The sequence below is a fragment of the Pedobacter sp. 05L430 genome (assembly GCF_056397585.1).
The window spans coordinates 1-18,309 of record NZ_JBFTNT010000152.1; the positions used below are offsets into that span (position 1 = coordinate 1).

The following is an 18,309-nucleotide window of genomic DNA, read 5'->3' on the forward strand; positions in this document are numbered from 1 at the left end:
GCAATAAGCTCTATTGTTAAAGAAATCTGTTCCCTGCTTAAAGTATAAAGAGCTAAATTCAAATTTACCTTCAGTGTAGGGTAAAATAACCACACCAKACGATAGGGCCAGGGCCAGACTTTTATCTTTTGCTACACTAAAACTCTTAATTACAAACATTGAGTTAGTAGCTTCCCTTAAATAATCTATTTTTTTATTGCCCTCATAAATATTTGCTATTCGGCCTAGTCCATATTCCGAAGCAAAGTATATGGTTTCATTTGCCGTATCTAAAGTAAGCTGCTTGATGATGTTATATTTCTTTTTATCCGGTATTGAAATTTTATTGACTGCAAGATTAACAGGATCAAGAATATTAATGTCGGCCTCATCTAATCCTAACCAAAAGTGATTTTTGTTGTCCTTAATAACGCTTTTTACAACGTTGCTGCTTAATCCGTTACTTTGATCTACTATATAAAGCCGTTCCTCACTTTTTGGGAGCATGTAAATCCCGTTGTTAGTGGTAAACCACATATTACCTTTAGAATCCTTTATTACCTGACTTGATGATATGTTACTCAGGTAAGTAATCATTTTTCCGGAACGACCAATAAAATATATTCCAGAGGCATTGCTAATCCACACATCTTTGTTGTCATCTAAATGGAAAAAGCCCGGATCATTGTTTAATAAAGATGGATCAATTTTTAATTGAAAATGTTGGACATTTCCATTTTGAATGTTAAGTCCATTTTTATCGAGAAAAGCCAGTGTCTTATCTGGCATATTTAATCCAGACTTATAATTGATCAGGAGTGTTTTGTGAGGAATTACGGTGAATTCTGAACCATTAAACGTTCTGACAGACCGATTGCTGAATATCCAAATCTTTCCTGATTTATCTTCGTGCACAAAACTATTGATAAATTGCCGGTTACCATTGGCCGAGATATATTTCATGATGGATTTACCATCCCAGGTCACCAAAACATTCTTGTTTGTGCCAAACCAAATTCTGCCCTTACTATCTTCAAAAAAAGAAACAATAACAGCATTGAATCTTAATAGCTTCAGTAGTTTGTTATTTGTTTCATTAAAGAACTTGCCATTAAAAAAATAGCTTAACTGCCCATTTAATGCCAGAAACCATATTTTTCCACTTCTATCTTCTTTAATCTGTAGAATTTGATTGTCAGGAAGACCGTCATCAACAGAGAAGGTTTCGAATACTTTTCCATCAAATCTACTTACCCCCGCATCAGTGGCTACCCAAATGTAACCCTTAGAATCCTGTAGGGTATAAAAGCAGCTATTACTTGGAAGCCCATCTTTAGTGCTAAAATGTTGAAGGTATGTGCTTTGAGAATAGCCATTCAAGCTAAGAATTAATAAAACAATTAGTATTGTACTGCTTATGGTCCAATTCTTTATCTTATTTATCACTGTCAAAATTGGTATATGATTTAACCTTTTCCATAAAATCACTCGCGCGTCTTCTGGAAACAGCAATTTTATCGCCATTTTTTAATATCAGCTCCAACCCATTTTTAGAATTGTACTCTCTTAAATAATTCAGGTTCACTATACTCGATTTATGAACCCTGATAAACTGATGAGCAGGAAGGATCTCTTCGTACTCCTTTAAGACTTTCGATACCGTGATTTTATCTTTGTTGGCCAGATGGAAAACAGAATAATTACTATCTGCTTCAATATGAACAATATCATCAATACTTACCAAGCTATATCCCTGCCCGTTAGGTAAGCTGATTTTACGGATTTCGTTTCTCTCTGATAGATTGACAGCTAAATTTTGCAACCCTTCATTACGATTATGCTCCGTTTTACTCAAGGCAATATATTTCGATGCTTTATTCACAGCCTCTTTTAGCTCATCAATATCTATAGGCTTAAGTAGATAGTCCAATGCATTTGCTTTAATCGCTTTTAATGCATACTGATCGTAAGCAGTAGTAAAAATAACATGCGTTTTAGTGGATTGTATTTGAGGGATTAAATCGAATCCATTTTCTCCCGGCATGGCAATGTCCAGAAAAATAAGATCAATGGCATTATGGGCCAGTAAGTTTCGGGCTTCCGAAACAGACTTTGCTATGCCAGATATATGGATATTCTCACAGTTTTCCTGCAATAAAAAATATAATGAGGAACGGGCAAACTCTTCATCGTCTACAATAATAGCATTCAGCACAGTAATAGATTTTATATATGGTGAATTTATTAAAAAAATGAACGATTGAAGAATATTTCTTTCAAACACCGAAAACCGAATTCATTTTTCTTTCGTAAGTGCACATATAAGCAGCAACTAAAGTCGTAATCAACTAAGGGCTTTTGGCCCTTATAGAACTAATAAATTATAGAAAACTCAAACTTAAAAAACTATGAAAAATTTACAAGAACAAGAAAAGCAAGAATTGCTCCCAGCGGAAAGGAGTGTTTTTACTGCGCCATTGCAACGCCGTTCTTTCCTGCAATTTGCAGGAGCTGGTGCAGCAACTATAGCATTAGTAGCCGCAGGATGTAAAAAAGACAGGAATGATCCTATGGTTCCTGGTGGAGTAACATTAAATTTTAAAGATGATTTCGGTGTATTGAATTACGCTTATGCTTTAGAACAATTAGAAGCAGCCTTTTATATTCAGGTAGCATCAAATCCGCCATCAGGTTTTTCTCCTGCTGAAAAGCAGTATTTTCAAGATATTCAATTTCATGAAATTGCACACAGAGAGTTTTTTAAGAAAGCTTTAGGCACAGCAGCAATAGGAAGTTTAGAAGTTGACTTTTCAAGCATAAATTTCACAGATAGAACCAGCGTTTTAGGCGCAGCTATGGCTTTTGAAGATTTAGGTGTTGGTGCTTATAATGGTGCAGGTGTACGTTTAACAACAGACGCTTATTTGGTTGCCGCAGGAAAGATTGTTTCTGTTGAAGCACGTCACGCAGCATATGTTCGCGATCTGATTTCAAACGGAACTTTTGCTTCTAGTCCACAAGTAGATGCTAACGGTTTGGATAAAGCCTTAACGCCCGATGTAGTTCTTGCAGCTGCAGGAAAGTACATCAAAACTAAAATTACTGTAACTAACCTATAACCTAAAACTTTAGAAAACATGAATATCGTAAATATATTAGAAGAAATAGAAAAAGTAGATGGTGAGATCTATGAGAGATTAAACCCGAGAAGATCTGCAATGAAGGATTTTTATAACATGGGTAAGAAAGTGGCTTTGGCAGCAATGCCTTTGGCGTTAGGATCTATGTTTACAAAAGCTTACGGACAAAGTACACCAACTGCGGTTGTTGATGTTTTAAATTTTGCGTTGACACTGGAATACTTGGAGTATCATTTTTATAACCATTCGCTTTTGGCCGCACCAGGATTGCTAACGGCAGGTACGCCTGCACATGGGGCCATCACTACTATCCGTGATCACGAATTGGCTCACGTAAATTTGCTTAAAGGTGCGTTGGGAAGTGCTGCAAGACCAGCCTTGGCTTATTCTGATTTTGATTTTACAGCAAAGGGTACTTTTCCAACAGTTTACTCAGATTATAAAACATTTTTAGCAGTTGCCCAGGCATTTGAAGATACTGGAGTAAGGGCTTATAAAGGACAGGCCACAGTTTTAAAAGGAATGCCGGTGCTAACAACAGCATTACAAATCCATTCTGTTGAAGCACGTCATGCTTCTCATATCCGTCAGATGCGTGCCGCTCCAGCTGGCGGTGGTGTTCCCATTAAACCATGGATCAGTCTTGGTGCAGGCGGTGGTGCAAATGATTCTGGTGTTCCTCAGGTAGATCCTGTTTATAAAGGTGAAGATCTTGAAACTCAGGCAGGTGTAACCATTACTGGTATTGCCACTGGAGTTACTAAAGCCGCTGCAGTTGAGTCATTTGATGAGCCTCTGGCTAAAGCCGATGTTTTAACAATTGCAGGCTTATTCATTAAATAGTTTAAACCACACTTATTTTATATACAAGAGTTGTTTAAGTTTAAGATAGGGAAGGGGGCGAAAGTCCTCTTCCTTTTTTAATTATATAAGGAGCCTTAGTAGTTAATCACCTGTTCTTCCAAATGTTCTGGCAAATCACGGTAATTATATTGCTGACCGCGTAATTGGGGTTCAAAGCCAGCTTCTCTAATCGCATCTTGTATTCCCTTTGCAGTAAAACGATGTGGAGCTCCCGCTGCCGAAACCACGTTTTCTTCAATCATAATCGAACCAAAATCATTTGCGCCGGCATGTAAACATAGTTCAGCAACACTTTTTCCAACGGTCAACCAAGATGCCTGTATGTTTTTAACATTAGGCAACATAATTCTGCTTAATGCCAGCATTCTTATATACTCATCACCAGAAACATTATTGCTAATACCTCTTAAGCGTTTTAATAAAGTACCATCATCTTGAAATGGCCATGGAATAAATGCCAAAAATCCTTTGGCATCTGCAGGTTTCTCGCTTTGTACTTCTCTAATCCAGACTAAATGTTCAAAGCGTTCTTCAATGGTTTCCACATGCCCGAACATCATAGTCGCAGAAGTAGTGATGTCAAGTTGATGAGCTGCACGCATAACATCCAGCCATTCTTGTCCACCGCACTTCCCTTTTGAAATTAATCTTCTAACACGATCATTTAATATTTCTGCACCAGCACCAGGTAAGGAATCCATGCCAGCTTCTTTAAGTGCTTTTAAAACTTCGGTATGAGAAATGCCCTCCAATTTTGCAACGTGTGCAATTTCCGGCGGACCCAAAGCATGAAGTTTTAGATCAGGATATAGTTCCTTTAATTGTTTAAACAGATCTGCATAAAATTTTAAACCCAAATCCGGATGATGTCCACCTTGCAATAACAACTGATCTCCACCTAACCTGAAGGTTTCTTCAATCTTTACTTTATAGGTTTCTATATCCGTTATATAGCTTTCATCGTGTCCAGGTCTTCTAAAAAAATTACAGAATTTGCAGTTTGCAATACACACATTAGTAGTATTCACATTTCTGTCTATCTGCCAGGTAACCTTGCCACTTGGTACTTGTTTCTTTCTCAATTCATTGGCAACATAAGCCAGCTCAGCTGTAGCTGCATTATTGTATAAGAAAACACCCTCTTCTTTCGTTAAAAAGTCGAATTGTAAGGCCCTTTGTAGTAATTCGGCAGTATTCATAGTACAAACTTAGATAAAATTGATGCTTATATTTTCAATACTGTGCAATATTTTTATCAGTGTGCAAATGCTAACGCAGTTTTATCTAAGTTTGCCGGAATTATTTTTAATCTATGGTAGACTTTAATCGTTTCACATTACCCAACGGACTTCGAGTGCTTGTGCACGAAGATGATACAACGCCAATGGCGGTATTAAATATCCTTTACGATGTTGGTGCTCGCGATGAGGAGCAAGACAGGACCGGGTTTGCTCACTTATTTGAACACCTGATGTTTGGTGGTTCTGTAAATATTCCCAGTTATGATGAGCCTTTGCAAAGAGTAGGCGGAGAGAATAATGCCTTTACCAGTAACGACATTACTAACTATTACATTACCCTTCCGGCTGTAAATCTGGAAACTGCCTTTTGGTTAGAAAGTGATAGGATGCTAAGCCTTGCCTTTTCAGAAAAAAGTTTGGAAACACAGCGTAACGTAGTTTGCGAAGAGTTTAAACAACGTTATCTGAATCAGCCATATGGCGATGTTTGGTTAAAGTTAAGACCACTGGCTTATAAAAAACACCCTTACCAATGGGCAACTATAGGTCAGGACCTAAAGCAGATTGAAGATGCAAAAATGGAAGATGTTAAAGCATTTTTCAAAAAACACTATAACCCCCAAAATGCCATAATGGTTGTTGGTGGTAATGTTAAAACTGAAGATGTTAAGGCACTTGCCGAGAAATGGTTTGCACCTATTCCTGCCGGAGATAAATATAACAGAAACCTTCCTCAGGAACCATTACAAACCGAGGAACGCAAGGAAACAGTTAAGGCTGATGTTCCATTGAATGCCATTTACATGGCTTTTAAAATGCCTGCCCGACAAGATTCTGAGTATCAAAGTTTCGATCTGATGTCTGATATTCTTTCACAAGGACAGTCGTCAAGATTGTACAATAGTTTATTAAAAGAGCAACAATTATTTAGTGATATACATGCTTATGTTACCAGCAGTATAGATGAAGGTCTATTTGTAGTTGAAGGAAAGCTTGTTCAAGGTGTAACCGTTGAAGCTGCAGAGGCTTCGATATGGGCTGAACTAACAAAACTAACACAGCATGAAGTTACAGACGAAGAAATCACCAAGGTGAAGAATAAATCTGAATCTATTATGGTCTTTGCTGAAATGAGTCTTTTAGATAAAGCCATGAATCTTGCCTATTATGAATTGCTGGGTGATGCCAATGGACTCAATACCGAAATAGATAAGTACTTAGCTGTTACCCCTCAGGGCATTCTTCAAGCCGCTAAAAATACCTTTGTAAAAGAGCAATGTTCAACTTTATATTATTTAAACGCCAAAGATGCTTAATCGTACACTAGCCCCGGAATCATTACAGGTTAATGAGATCAAATTTTTAGAGCCTTTAGCCCAACATCTTGACAATGGCATACCTGTTTTTACCATTAATGCAGGTAAACAGGAGCTGGTAAGGATAGAGTTTATATTCGAAAATGTAAACTGGGATGCATCAAAGCCATTACAAGCCGTAGGAGTTAGTCATTTGATCAACAATGGTACTGCTAAGTTGAGCGCTAAGGAAATTGCTGATAAAGTAGATTATTATGGTGCATTTTTACAAACTGAATATGGAGCGGATCAGTCTAGCGTAAAACTATATACGCTTAACAAACACCTGCAATCAGTACTGCCTATTTTAAGATCAATCTTAAATGAAAGTATTTTCCCTGAGCAGGAACTGGCTATTTTTGTTCAGAATCAAAAACAATCCCTACAGGTAAATCTTCAAAAAAATGATTTTCTTGCCAGAAGACAATTTGCAAATTCAATTTTTGGCAATACACCTTATGGATCAAATATCGATGCTGAGGATTACGATACCCTAAAAAGGGAAGACCTGATCAACTATTTTAAAGCTGCTTTTAAACCAGAGAATTGTACCGTAATAGCTGCCGGAAAGTTCGAAGAAAACGAATTTGCGATACTAAATAACGTTTTTGGAAACCAGTGGGAAAATACTGAATTCTCTGTAATCAATAAATTTACATTTGAAACAAGCCCTGCAGGCGAACTTTTAATTGAAAGGCCAGAAGCCATCCAATCTGCGATCAGAATGGGAGCTTTAAGTATTAGCAGAAATCACCATGATTTTCCTGGATTTCAGGTGCTAAACTGTTTACTTGGAGGTTATTTTGGATCACGACTAATGGCCAATATCCGCGAAGATAAAGGCTATACTTACGGAATAGGCTCGGCAGTTGTTTCTCTAAGAGATGCCGGATATTTCTTTATTGCAACCGAAGTAGGAGCAGAGGTATGCAATAATGCCCTTCTTGAGATAGAAAAAGAAATTAACTTGTTGAAAACCGAATTGATTGCTGATCAGGAGTTAGACCTAGTACGTAATTATATGCTCGGTTCTATGCTTGGTAGTTTAGAAAATGCATTTTCTCATGCAGATAAATTTAAGAATGTTTATTTCTCAGGACTTGATCATAACTATTACGAAAACTACATCACAACAGTAAAAACAATTACCTCACAAGAATTGAAAGATCTGGCTGGTAAATACTTAAACACAGACACCTTTACCAAGGTAATTGTAGGTAAGAAATAAAAATAGGGCTGTATCAATGATACAGCCTTATTCAATTTTGGCAAGAATACCTTTTTGCTTATCTGCCTGATAGATTTTTTTAGAAAATGCTACATAGTCATTGTATTTCTCTGGCGGATATTTTTTGTTGTTAATCGTTTTTGTCCGGCTATAAATAAGACTGTTATCTTTTTGTACCACTTTGGCTGTGTACTTGCCAAACTCCGATTCAATCACAACATCTTTAGGCATAAACTCTACTTTGTAACCTTTAGGAATATTATAAATAATCTCATCTTCATCAGAGTAGCCATATTTTACATTGAAATAAGTCTTCCGGTTTTCAATAGGAGTAACCGCACTCTCTTGCCGATTCGTCATATTTAAAGTAAGGAATAACTTATCGCCTCCTTTAGTTAAGATCTGTGAGGCTTTTAGATCTACTTTTTCATTCAGAACAGCAGCCTCTTTATTTGGCTGATTAAAGCTAAATGAGCTGATCTGCATGTTCGGTATACTAAGAGAGTTCATTAAGCTTTTCCTTTGCTCAGTCGGCTCAATCAATGTCATTCTCAGATTTTCTTCATACTGCGCAAAGCCATATTGGGTTTCAAGGCTAATATTTGCAGAACCCTCCTCATCAAAATTCACCTTTGTTATGCGTTTCTGATAGTTGTTGGCCGGGCTATAATAAGGTGTTTGAGCTAATTTACCTCCAGCTTCTGTCACCAGCAAAACTGTTCTGTCTGAATTGTCGTTTCCTATATAACCCATTGGTACAAACTGGCTTGTGCATTCCAGCCATGTGGTATCTTTTTCCAGAGGTACACAAAGTATCATGTGATTTGCCTGGCTTAGACTTGCAAATTTTTTATTCAGTGACGGCATATCATTCCCGATAACAACGAGGTTAGATTTTATACCTGCTTCTTGTAATAGAGCTTTCATGTAGTTAGACAAAGCTTTACAGTCACCATAGTTTACGGCCGCAACCTTTTCAGCTGCAATAGGCTTGTAGCCACCAATACCCAATTGCACACCAACATATCTGGTATTCGATTGCAAATAGTTGTATAATAGTTTTATTTTGTCTTTCGGCGTTGCAGCGCCTTTAATTAGGTTTTGAACTTTTAATTTTACAGATTCAGGCAACGCCTGTGCTCCATTATTTAAGCCAGAAAGCCATGTCCCCAGGTTATCCCAGTTTTCAATGTTCGCCTTAGAGTTATCATATTCAAACTGATTTGGTGCCAAAGTTACCCACGGGCTTACATCAGCTATGCCAGCGCTCATCGGCTCATACTCAAGTGCTTTCACATTCTCACAGCTCCATTTGTATTGTATTTTGTCTTTTACCTTTAAAGAATCAGTTTTAAGTCCGGTACTTTTAAGGTATTTGAAAGTCATGGTTTCAGGAATTCTGAAAGTGTATTCCGATTTTTCTACTGCTGTCCCCCAGGAACTCACCGGTTTCCAGGACGGGTAAAAACGTATTCCACTATACTCAGTGCTATAACTGTATTCTATAGTATAAGGATAGTTGTTATATAAGAAATCCAGAAATTTAACTCTGCTGTCTTCATAAAGAGAGCCGCTCGAGACTGCACTTCTGTCCTTAAAATCGCTGCTCTTATACTCCTTAACTTTGCTACCCTTACTATCGTATACAGTTCCTTAATGTAATGGTATTCTTCGGGGGTATAAAGTGATTTTTTAAGCACTATTTTGCTGCTAATCACCATTTTTCCGGGTTCACCGGCAAACAGAAAAGTAAATGATGCAGATTCTTCAGGTAGTATAATTTTTTCATTTTTTGGTGTTTTGTCTACCTGGTATTCCTTAGGGTAATCAATAGTAATTCTAACCACTTCTTCAGTCGGGTGGCCAAAATCTACCGGGAAGTTTCTCTCCTCTAACTTGAATGGATTCTCTTTAGTCCTTTCGTAAAGGAGCGGAGTGAAATAAATTAAGTTTCCAGCCTCTTCTACATTGTCTTCAATATTGACGTCCATACTTTCAATAAGAGATTCATTAAGGTTCGTAAGGTTCTCTATCTTATAGTTTTTTATACCTAAACCGGGTTTCCCATTTTTATAACTTTTAAGAAAGTCATCCTCATTTGAAGCAGATTGATAGCTGTTTCTTCTACTAAAGGCCTCATAATTTGTAGTGGATAAATACATTTTACCACTAATCTTATTCTCTCCGTCAAGAGTTAAAAGGTAATTAATATTCTTTCTGCTAATTGTGGGGTCCTCGAGCGAGATCCATTCAGCAGTCTCATCAGCTAAATTTACTTTTAATCCTTCATGGGACAGATTATCAAAAGCAATCATATCTGGCATATGATTTTTATCAGTAGCATCTAAAAGGATGGTTTTTTCGCCAATTTGAACTCCAACAATTACATTGTTAAATTTTGTGATCATTGGAAAACCAGGATGGGCACCATTAGATCTTGTACTCAATAAAATAGGAAAAGCATTAACTTTTGCTTCTGATAATAAAGTAAGTAAACACAGGTTTACATCAGCAGAGTTCCCACTTTTCTTTTCAAATACGGTTTTAGGATTTGTTTCTGAAGTAGAGAAGTCGTCATCATGATTAAATTTGATGTTATTTTTTACATAGTTAAAAACTAGTTGAACTATAGTATCCTGATTGGTGTTTATTTTAATTATATCTTTCAATAATGTTTTGCTGTAACTCCTTTTATTTATAAACAAGCCAAAGTTTTCGTCTTCTTTTAGCCCCTTCACAATTTTTGGCCATGTCGAAGTAACGTCACGGTAAACCTCACCAGGTACAGTTACCGAACTTAATTCAAATCCAACTTTACTAACATAATCTTCCATTGTTGTAATGAAATTTTCTGTTTTTAAACCTGGAACATTTTCAACCTGATAATGTAATTTTAATGAAGTTGTATTTAAAGTGCCAGATGCTGAAATGAAGGATTCGTTAACCCTTTCCTCTTTTGGATTGATAAATAGAAACCCGCCAGCAGTAATTTTATATTTAAAATATTCTGGAATTTTGATCTCATATGCTGAATATAGCATTGGAATTTCCTTCTGGAAACGCCATGATCTCAGGGTAAATATAAAGTCCGATTTAATCTTATATTTAAATTCCACTATAGATCCTTCTTTAACATTAGGTAATGCAAACTTTTTTAGGGTATAGTTCTTATCTTGCTTCTCAGAAAACTTCGATTCTTTGCTTAATTTGCTGGTAACAATTTTACCTGCTTCAAGGTTATAGGTAGCACCATCCGTGTACTCCAAATTTTGCTCGCTACCATTTTGCTTATACAATTGAATTTCAAGATTTGCATAATCGTAACCGGTTTTGTTAATGATCTTGTATCGGGTATGACGTTCAAAAACATAAATGAAATTGCCCGTTTTTGCACTAAATTCAAACCAACCTCTTCCGACATCAAATAATGCTACCGCAGAGGCTGCCGAATCTGCGCCATTAACCTTAGTATCAAATTCATTAAGGTCAACTTTACCATACTTAAAGGTTCTTGGTTTTACTTCTTTTTCCTGGGAGTAAGCACATAGGTTTGCTACTAAAAGCAATCCGAATAGAACAGATTTTATCGCATTCATGAGAGTGTAATTTGTTTAACAATAATAAGGTATATCCCAATAACAAAGAGAATATTTTTTTTTCATAATTAATCTCTTTGTAGAATATATTTACATTATGAACCACAAGCTAATATACCTATCTGTTTTTCTACTGTTAAGTCAGCTAAGTTTCGCCCAGGATAAAGCAAAATATAAGGTCTGGAATCCTTCAAATGATACTATAAATGTTTTGGAAGGTCAGGGCTGGACAAAAAATCTAAAAGATTATTATGATCGCTTACCGTCAAAAGCCGAAGGAATAGTACGCCCAGAGGTATGGAAGTTATCAAAGAACAATGCTGGTGTAAACCTGCGTTTCCGCACAAATTCGAATGAAATCATCGTAAAGTATGCTGTCAAAGGCAATCTGCAGCTTTCGCACATGCCGGCCACAGGCGTAAGTGGTGTTGATCTATATGCAAAGGACAGAGATGGCAGGTGGCTTTGGAGTGCTGGCGCTTTCTCTTTTGGCGATACCATTACTTATCGCTTTAATAACTTAGAACAGGTTAATAACCCAGATCGGGAATACACACTTTACCTACCACTGTACAACGCTGTGAAATGGTTGGAAATCTATGTGCCTAATGAAAAATCGTTTACGCCCGTGCCCCTGCATCAGGAAAAACCGATAGTGGTTTATGGTACTTCAATAGCGCAAGGTGCTTGTGCAACCAGACCTGGTTTGGCATGGACATCCATATTGCAACGCAAGTTAGACCAGCCCGTAATTAACCTTGGTTTTTCTGGCAATGGCCGTTTAGAAAAAGAAGTAGTTGATTTACTTACAGAAATTGATGCTAAATTATATGTGTTAGATTGTTTACCTAATCTTATCTCTATATCGAAAGAAGATCTTACATCAAGAATTGAAGCCTCTGTACTTCAATTGCAAGCAAAGAGACCAGGAGTTCCCATTCTGTTAACAGAGCACGATGGTTATACAGATGAGCTGATAAGCCCTAAAAGGAAAACTGATTATGATAATCCAAATATTACCTTAAACGAGGCATTTAAACAATTAAAGACAAAAGGAATAAAAAACATCTACCTGCTTTCAAAGAATGAGATAGGCCACGACATCGAGAGTACTGTTGATGGCGTTCATCCTAATGATATTGGAATGATGAACTATGCAAATGCATACGAGTTCCACGCAGAGAAATGGAAGCCAGGGTTGCTAAATTAAATCTGTTGTACGCTAAAATAGCACTGAACTTAAAAGTTCAATATGCTGATGCTGGAAGTCTTTTGCTTAATACAAAGAAAAAAGTAAATGAAGCACTTTTTACCGATGGATTACATCCTAACGCACAGGGCTACGAAAAACTGGGAGCTTTTATTAATAAACAGATTACCAATAATTAAGCGAAATAATATTACGCCTGTAAAATGAAATTTACGCAACCGTTTGTGTGAAAAAAACTTTTCACGCCTGCCCATAAGCTGTGTATATTGGTGGTATAAACTAATTTGACTTCTGGTCGAACAACCATTCTTAACCATATAAAACACAAGATGAAACCAAACCGTAGAAAATTTTTACAACAACTGGCAATAGGTTCCGGAGCTGTAGCTATCGGCCTTCCTACATTTGCCAATGAAAATGCGCCAAGCGATCATGAGCTGGCAGCAGCATTAAATCAGGGTAATAGCAGTCAGAGATTCAATATGAGTGGATATGCCGCTCCAAAAATTGATAAAGTAAGGGTTGGGATTATAGGTCTCGGAATGAGAGGGCCGGGTGCGGTTTCCAGATTGTCACATATAGAAGGAGTAGAGATCAAAGCACTTTGCGACAAATTACCTGCAAGAGCCTCAGCTGCACAAAAATACCTTACTGATAAAGGTCTTACTAAAGCAAAAGAATACTCTGGCGAAGATGGCTGGAAAGAAATGATTGAAAAAGAGGATCTTGATTTGGTTTATATCTGTACACCCTGGCATTACCATACTCCAATGGCTGTGTATGCTATGGAACATGGAAAACACGCGGCAACTGAGGTTCCGGCAGCACTTACTCTTGAAGATTGCTGGAAACTGGTAGAAACATCAGAGAAAACGCGCAAGCATTGTATGATGCTGGAGAACTGCTGTTATGATTTCTTCGAAATGTTAACATTAAACATGGCCCGCAATGGTATGTTTGGTGAATTAATTCATGCTGAAGGTGCATATATCCATAACCTGCTGGGGTTAAACTTCGATAAAAATGGTTATGCAGACATGTGGAGGTTAAAAGAAAACATCAATTTTAACGGTAACATTTATCCAACTCATGGTTTAGGCCCAATTGCACAATGTTTAAATATTAACAGGGGTGATAAAATGGATTATTTGGTGTCCATGTCGACCAATGATTTCCATATGGCTCATGAGGCTGAAGAAAGAGCCAAAAAAGATGATTTTTACAAACAATTTGTAGGTAAAAACTATCGTGGCAATATGAATACTACAACCATCAGAACAGCTAAGGGAAAAACAATGATGTTACAACATGATGTAACCTCACCAAGAATCTATTCCAGAATTCACCTGCTTAGCGGAACTAAAGGATTTGCCAGTAAATGGCCGGAACCTGAACGTATCTCGTTTGGCGAAGAATGGGTAACTGAAGATGGATTAAAGAAATTGTATGATACTTACAGCCCTCCAATTATTAAACATGTTGGAGAAATCGGTAAAAAGATTGGTGGCCATGGTGGTATGGACTTTATCATGGACTGGCGTTTAATTGATTGCCTGCGCAATGGATTACCTCTTGACCAAAACGTTTACGATGCTGCATCATGGAGCTGCATAGTACCATTAAGTAAAAAATCAGTATCTAAAAAATCGGGAAGTGTTGATGTGCCTGATTTTACCAGAGGAGCATGGACTAGCAATGCTCCTGTAAACCTAACACTAGATGGTGGTGGTAACACTACTGTTAGAAGTGTTAAATAGTAGCCGTCTCAAATAAAAAGGAGGGTGTAACTAAAAATCATGTGATACACCCTCCTTTTTATAGAACAAAATCTTACAAATTACTCTCAATAGCACCAACTTTTTCCCTGTAAAGGTCAATTGGGCCATCAAGCAATACCGCTACTACTGTAAGATCCTTATCAAGTCGGTCTTTTGGAAGTGGGATGTAAACAATTCCAGGTACAGAACTCCAATAGAGTTTGTTGTAGATCTCTGGTTCAATCATAGTTCCCTCTCCAACAATTCTAATCCGGCTCACCTTATTTTTAATTCCTTTTAATGCAATTGGCCCCGTAGGTTTCCCTTCCACAAAAAGATACACCGTCTGCTTGTCGGCAGATAAAGCACTTGCCCCCTGGTAATGTCCCTCAGGCAGTCCTTTTCCTGTCTTGTATAAGCTCTCCGCGTTTTTGGTGACCCATTTGTACAGTTCAGGATTTAACCCCTTTTTGCCTGCCTCGAAGTCTAAACCATCGGTCGGCAAATCTGTATCCTTAAACGGGTTTACTCCATTATGCAATGAACTCGCAATATTGTTAATCTGCGTTTTATAGTCCGCTCTTTTATTGGTAAGGTCATTGAAACTTAACGAAATCAAAGATTGATCATTTACTTCAACAGGATTATCAAATTTTAAAGCGATTACTGTTACATCCTGATCAGCTGCGGATGTAGGGATCTTGATCGAAATGTTCTCACCATTGGTCACAAAAGTTGCCTTCAAATCAGAGCCTACAATCTTAGCAGAGCGAACAGCCGATCTGATTCCGCTTAACAACAATCCGCCATTGTCCGGAACCCAATCGGCATATAAATAAAGCGTTTTTTTATCTGCAGAAAGTGCGGTTTTCCCATTAAAATGKCCTGCTGGTAAGCCAGCATGAGTCCCATAAATTGCTTCAGCATGCTTTTTGGTCCACCTGCCTAAGCCTTTCAAAATATTTCCCTGCTCTGTTGCAATAGTGCCATCGGCTTTTGGCCCAATGTCAAGCAATAAATTACCACCCATGCTAATACAATCAACCAACGTGCGAACAATCATATTTGGTGATTTATATTTAAAATCATAAGGCTGATAACCCCACGAATCATTCATTGTGTAGCACAGTTCCCAATATTCGCTATTTGGCCTAAGAACCGGGATACCCTGTTCAGGGGTTTCATAGTCGCCATGATGATTCAAACGAGAATTGATTATAATATTTGGATTATACTTTTTAAGGTCTGCCGAAATCTTTCCGGCCTGCCATTCCTCAGCAGAGTGCTCCCAATCGCCATCAAACCAGAGTAAATCAGGCTTAAAGTTCACAGAGAGTTCATTCATTTGCGTATGTAAGTACTTTTGGAATTTATTCCAGCGCTTAGGTTCTTCACTAAGTTTGTACCTTTTTCTGTCTCTGGTAAAACCGTCGTAATCAGGATGGCTCCAGTCTGGTAAGGAAAAGTAAATACCTGTTTTCAAGCCAGACTTTTTAACTGCTTTTATAAAGGGAGTAATTACATCTTTCTTAGCGGCACTTTGCTTTAAGGTGGTTGTCGCATCAATCGCTTTAGTATTCCAAAGGGATACACCATCATGGTGTTTAGTGGTTATCACAGTATATTTTGCACCACTTTCCTTGATTAGTTTAACCCATTCTTCCGGACGATAATTGGCTGCCGTAAAACCATCCAACTGCTTCATATAGTTATCATGATTGATGTAGTTGTTAAAAAACGACCATGATTCGGAGATGCCATTTACAGAATAAATACCCCAGTGTATAAAAATTCCAAGTTTTGCATTAGCAAACCACTCCATTTTTTGTTTTTTGTCGTCAATATCCTTAGCACCTGGTTGCTGGGCATTTACTTTGCCACATAGCATTATTACAAATAGCAAAGGGGTTATTCTTTTTTTCATTAAAAGGACTGTTTTTATGATTAATTATTTTTGTAAATATGATTTCTGATAAGAAAGCGGACTTTTCCCTGTTATAATTTTGAAATGTTTATGGAAGCTGGCAAAATTATGGAAACCACTTTCGTAACAGATCTGTTTAACGTTCATACTGTCCTCGATCAATAATTTGCAGGCATGTCCAACCCTTATCTCACTTATAAACTGAGTATAAGTTTTCCTTGTTCTCGATTTAAAGTATCTGCAAAATGAATTAGGGCTAATGTTGGCCACGGCAGCCATTTCCTCCATCTGAATCTTTCTTTTAAAATTAGCAAGAGAGTAATTGTAAATGGCATTAATCCTGTCATTCTCAGTCTCTTCAAAATCATGACGGAAACCGATAGACGACAATAAGCTGCTTTGTGAGTAGTTTTCTATAGCCAGCAGGGCTTCTACAAGTAAAATAATTCGTTTAGGCCCTTCAGATAATAAAATAGACTCTATAAGTTCTCCAATTAATCTTTTGCTTTTATCCTGAACCTGTACGCCCCTCTGGGCACGTTCCAACAACAATTTAAGGGATTTGTTTTCAGGAAGATTTAAAAATGAATTACCCCAAAAATTCTCACAAAAGTGTACTACAACTACATCTGCATTGCTTTTTTCGTCATTAAAGTAATTATCGTCAAATCTCCAGTAGTGAGGTAGGTGAGCGCCAACAAGTACTACATCACCAGATCTGAAACGTTTAATACTATCGCCAATAAATTGAGTTCCGTTGCCTTTTTTAAAATAGATCAGTTCAACTTCGGCATGATAGTGCCAGCGGTTGTTAATGTAAGGCACCTTGTCTCTTCTCGCGCTAAATGAATTTACAGAGTTGTTAGCTACTTTAAGCAGTTGAGGTTTCATCTTAGTCTAATTTAGTTGTCAGATGTAAGTCACTTAACCTAACTTATACTTAAAAGAATAAGGTCAAGATCCGGTTCATTTGATTTGGTTAGGTAATAATTTCTAAATGTATAAAAATCTTTTAAAATTACATGTATTGATGATTAAATGATGCTAATTTGTAAAAATCGCTGAATATTTGATGTTTTTACCCTTTGAATAAAACTACGCAAACGTTTGATAATGGCTTTAAACCGCGTTAATTATTAAGCAATACACCGCTTTTTTAATTGCATAAATATTAATAAAGAAAAATAAAACAGGACGTTTTTTCGTTTGTTATAATAGGCTAGCTAATTAAAACGGGAATGACTGAATTATCTGAGAAAAAAGAGCGTAAATCACAAAATATACTAATCATTGAAAATGATGATGATTTAGTAGAGTTATTAGAAGAGTTATTTAGTTACGAAGGCTATCAGGTACGTTGTTATAAAGATACTAATGATATTTTTTCATTGATGGAGGATTTTAAACCAGATATTGTATTAGTGGATTATTTACTCCCTGGAATTAACGGAGGGGAATTATGTGCCCAATTGAAAAGAGATCCGTCTACCAAACATATTCCTGTAGTTATATTTTCTGCGTATTCGCAAGTATTGCTATCACTTGGTAGTTACGGCTGTAACGCATTTATCTCTAAGCCTTTTGAGCTAAGCTCATTGTTAAATCAAATTAATAAATGTTTAGAAAATCCTTCAAAAATATTTACTGAAAAAGAGTTTGATAAAAAAACTTCCGCATCAGCGGGTGTTAATGAATAGGTAATCTTAGTTAAGTTGCCAAGAGAGTTTCAGTCATGAATGCAATTGGTTACATCAGGGTATCACCATATCTGGAGTCTGTAATAGCTCAGGAAACTGCAATTAAGACTTTTTGCGATCAGAAAGGATTAAACCTATTAATCGTTTTTAAAGATACCGGTGAGTACAATGAAGATATGGAGCGCGAAAGCTGGCTCGCCCTGGAAGAATACGTAAGATATAACCGCAGTGGAGTTGATTTTTTGCTGTTCTTACTGCCGGCAAAAATAACACGATTCAATAAAATGATAGATCAGATTCAAGATCATTTTAAACGGG

16 protein-coding genes and 1 pseudogene are annotated in these 18,309 nt (G+C 37.1%); 9 read left to right on the plus strand and 8 right to left on the minus strand.

The window, feature by feature from the left end:
* A partial coding sequence (locus AC1DG9_RS17470) for a ligand-binding sensor domain-containing protein (RefSeq protein ID WP_477634958.1) occupies positions 1 to 1,425 on the minus strand: 1,425 nt, incomplete at its 3' end.
* Positions 1,415 to 2,194 (minus strand): LytR/AlgR family response regulator transcription factor, encoded by a 780-nt coding sequence (locus AC1DG9_RS17475; protein ID WP_288879034.1) that lies wholly within the window; start codon positions 2,192 to 2,194, stop codon positions 1,415 to 1,417. The genes AC1DG9_RS17470 and AC1DG9_RS17475, both read right to left, overlap by 11 nt.
* 193 nt (positions 2,195 to 2,387) lie before the next feature.
* Here AC1DG9_RS17475 and AC1DG9_RS17480 point away from each other — a divergent pair, with 193 nt between their 5' ends.
* Positions 2,388 to 3,098, plus strand: a complete 711-nt coding sequence (locus AC1DG9_RS17480; protein WP_288879035.1) for a ferritin-like domain-containing protein — start codon at positions 2,388 to 2,390, stop codon at positions 3,096 to 3,098.
* An 18-nt stretch (positions 3,099 to 3,116) separates the two neighbouring features.
* Positions 3,117 to 3,962 carry a ferritin-like domain-containing protein gene (locus AC1DG9_RS17485; RefSeq protein WP_337716590.1) on the plus strand — a complete coding sequence of 282 codons (846 nt, stop codon included), beginning with the start codon at positions 3,117 to 3,119 and terminating at the stop codon, positions 3,960 to 3,962.
* A 95-nt stretch (positions 3,963 to 4,057) separates the two neighbouring features.
* On the opposite strand, the gene mqnC is transcribed toward AC1DG9_RS17485, so the two are convergent.
* Complete coding sequence (gene mqnC, locus AC1DG9_RS17490; protein ID WP_068889664.1) at positions 4,058 to 5,182, minus strand: cyclic dehypoxanthinyl futalosine synthase; 1,125 nt, start codon at positions 5,180 to 5,182, stop codon at positions 4,058 to 4,060.
* Positions 5,183 to 5,295: 113 nt separating this feature from the next.
* Here mqnC and AC1DG9_RS17495 point away from each other — a divergent pair, with 113 nt between their 5' ends.
* On the plus strand, positions 5,296 to 6,540 hold the full coding sequence (locus AC1DG9_RS17495) for a M16 family metallopeptidase (RefSeq protein ID WP_172659859.1): 1,245 nt from the start codon (positions 5,296 to 5,298) through the stop codon (positions 6,538 to 6,540).
* On the plus strand, positions 6,533 to 7,807 hold the full coding sequence (locus AC1DG9_RS17500; protein ID WP_337716592.1) for a M16 family metallopeptidase: 1,275 nt from the start codon (positions 6,533 to 6,535) through the stop codon (positions 7,805 to 7,807). Before AC1DG9_RS17495 ends, AC1DG9_RS17500 begins: the two co-directional genes overlap by 8 nt.
* Positions 7,808 to 7,834: 27 nt before the next feature.
* Here AC1DG9_RS17500 and AC1DG9_RS17505 read toward each other — a convergent pair whose 3' ends face one another.
* The 3 genes and pseudogenes from AC1DG9_RS17505 to AC1DG9_RS17515 all read right to left on the minus strand — a co-directional run bounded on the left by AC1DG9_RS17505 (position 7,835) and on the right by AC1DG9_RS17515 (position 11,403).
* Positions 7,835 to 9,079: a transglutaminase domain-containing protein gene (locus tag AC1DG9_RS17505; RefSeq protein WP_477634963.1), complete on the minus strand. Its 1,245-nt coding sequence runs from the start codon at positions 9,077 to 9,079 to the stop codon at positions 7,835 to 7,837.
* A 72-nt stretch (positions 9,080 to 9,151) separates the two neighbouring features.
* A pseudogene (locus tag AC1DG9_RS17510) lies at positions 9,152 to 9,397 on the minus strand (DUF3857 domain-containing protein); the annotation flags it as partial.
* On the minus strand, positions 9,310 to 11,403 hold the full coding sequence (locus tag AC1DG9_RS17515; RefSeq protein ID WP_477634959.1) for a DUF3857 domain-containing protein: 2,094 nt from the start codon (positions 11,401 to 11,403) through the stop codon (positions 9,310 to 9,312). The gene AC1DG9_RS17515 and the pseudogene AC1DG9_RS17510, both read right to left, overlap by 88 nt.
* Positions 11,404 to 11,500: 97 nt before the next feature.
* Between AC1DG9_RS17515 and AC1DG9_RS17520 the strand changes: the two genes are divergently transcribed.
* The 3 genes from AC1DG9_RS17520 to AC1DG9_RS17530 all read left to right on the plus strand — a co-directional run bounded on the left by AC1DG9_RS17520 (position 11,501) and on the right by AC1DG9_RS17530 (position 14,370).
* Positions 11,501 to 12,613: an SGNH/GDSL hydrolase family protein gene (locus AC1DG9_RS17520; RefSeq protein ID WP_477634960.1), complete on the plus strand. Its 1,113-nt coding sequence runs from the start codon at positions 11,501 to 11,503 to the stop codon at positions 12,611 to 12,613.
* A gap of 5 nt (positions 12,614 to 12,618) precedes the next feature.
* Positions 12,619 to 12,792 carry an SGNH/GDSL hydrolase family protein gene (locus AC1DG9_RS17525; RefSeq protein ID WP_477634961.1) on the plus strand — a complete coding sequence of 58 codons (174 nt, stop codon included), beginning with the start codon at positions 12,619 to 12,621 and terminating at the stop codon, positions 12,790 to 12,792.
* 150 nt (positions 12,793 to 12,942) lie between these two features.
* Positions 12,943 to 14,370, plus strand: a complete 1,428-nt coding sequence (locus tag AC1DG9_RS17530) for a Gfo/Idh/MocA family protein (protein ID WP_288879039.1) — start codon at positions 12,943 to 12,945, stop codon at positions 14,368 to 14,370.
* 73 nt (positions 14,371 to 14,443) lie between these two features.
* Here the strand turns inward: AC1DG9_RS17530 and AC1DG9_RS17535 are convergent, their stop codons facing one another.
* Both AC1DG9_RS17535 and AC1DG9_RS17540 read right to left on the minus strand, forming a co-directional pair.
* Positions 14,444 to 16,294, minus strand: a complete 1,851-nt coding sequence (locus AC1DG9_RS17535) for an alpha-L-fucosidase (protein ID WP_288879040.1) — start codon at positions 16,292 to 16,294, stop codon at positions 14,444 to 14,446.
* Between the two features lie 24 nt (positions 16,295 to 16,318).
* Positions 16,319 to 17,185 (minus strand): AraC family transcriptional regulator, encoded by an 867-nt coding sequence (locus tag AC1DG9_RS17540; RefSeq protein WP_172659866.1) that lies wholly within the window; start codon positions 17,183 to 17,185, stop codon positions 16,319 to 16,321.
* Between the two features lie 347 nt (positions 17,186 to 17,532).
* On the opposite strand from AC1DG9_RS17540, the gene AC1DG9_RS17545 reads away from it, so the two are divergent.
* Both AC1DG9_RS17545 and AC1DG9_RS17550 read left to right on the plus strand, forming a co-directional pair.
* Positions 17,533 to 17,991, plus strand: a complete 459-nt coding sequence (locus AC1DG9_RS17545) for a response regulator (RefSeq protein ID WP_172659867.1) — start codon at positions 17,533 to 17,535, stop codon at positions 17,989 to 17,991.
* Between the two features lie 35 nt (positions 17,992 to 18,026).
* The coding region (locus AC1DG9_RS17550; RefSeq protein ID WP_477634962.1) for a recombinase family protein at positions 18,027 to 18,309 on the plus strand (283 nt) is incomplete at its 3' end.

Bases quoted from the DNA above. Each gene is read 5' to 3' on its own strand.
- AC1DG9_RS17480 (WP_288879035.1), top strand. From the start codon at position 2,388: ATGAAAAATTTACAAGAACAAGAAAAGCAAGAATTGCTCCCAGCGGAA.
- AC1DG9_RS17485 (WP_337716590.1), top strand. From the start codon at position 3,117: ATGAATATCGTAAATATATTAGAAGAAATAGAAAAAGTAGATGGTGAG.
- mqnC (WP_068889664.1), bottom strand. From the start codon at position 5,182: ATGAATACTGCCGAATTACTACAAAGGGCCTTACAATTCGACTTTTTA.
- AC1DG9_RS17495 (WP_172659859.1), top strand. From the start codon at position 5,296: ATGGTAGACTTTAATCGTTTCACATTACCCAACGGACTTCGAGTGCTT.
- AC1DG9_RS17500 (WP_337716592.1), top strand. From the start codon at position 6,533: ATGCTTAATCGTACACTAGCCCCGGAATCATTACAGGTTAATGAGATC.
- AC1DG9_RS17505 (WP_477634963.1), bottom strand. From the start codon at position 9,079: ATGAGCGCTGGCATAGCTGATGTAAGCCCGTGGGTAACTTTGGCACCA.
- AC1DG9_RS17515 (WP_477634959.1), bottom strand. From the start codon at position 11,403: ATGAATGCGATAAAATCTGTTCTATTCGGATTGCTTTTAGTAGCAAAC.
- AC1DG9_RS17520 (WP_477634960.1), top strand. From the start codon at position 11,501: ATGAACCACAAGCTAATATACCTATCTGTTTTTCTACTGTTAAGTCAG.
- AC1DG9_RS17530 (WP_288879039.1), top strand. From the start codon at position 12,943: ATGAAACCAAACCGTAGAAAATTTTTACAACAACTGGCAATAGGTTCC.
- AC1DG9_RS17540 (WP_172659866.1), bottom strand. From the start codon at position 17,185: ATGAAACCTCAACTGCTTAAAGTAGCTAACAACTCTGTAAATTCATTT.
- AC1DG9_RS17545 (WP_172659867.1), top strand. From the start codon at position 17,533: ATGACTGAATTATCTGAGAAAAAAGAGCGTAAATCACAAAATATACTA.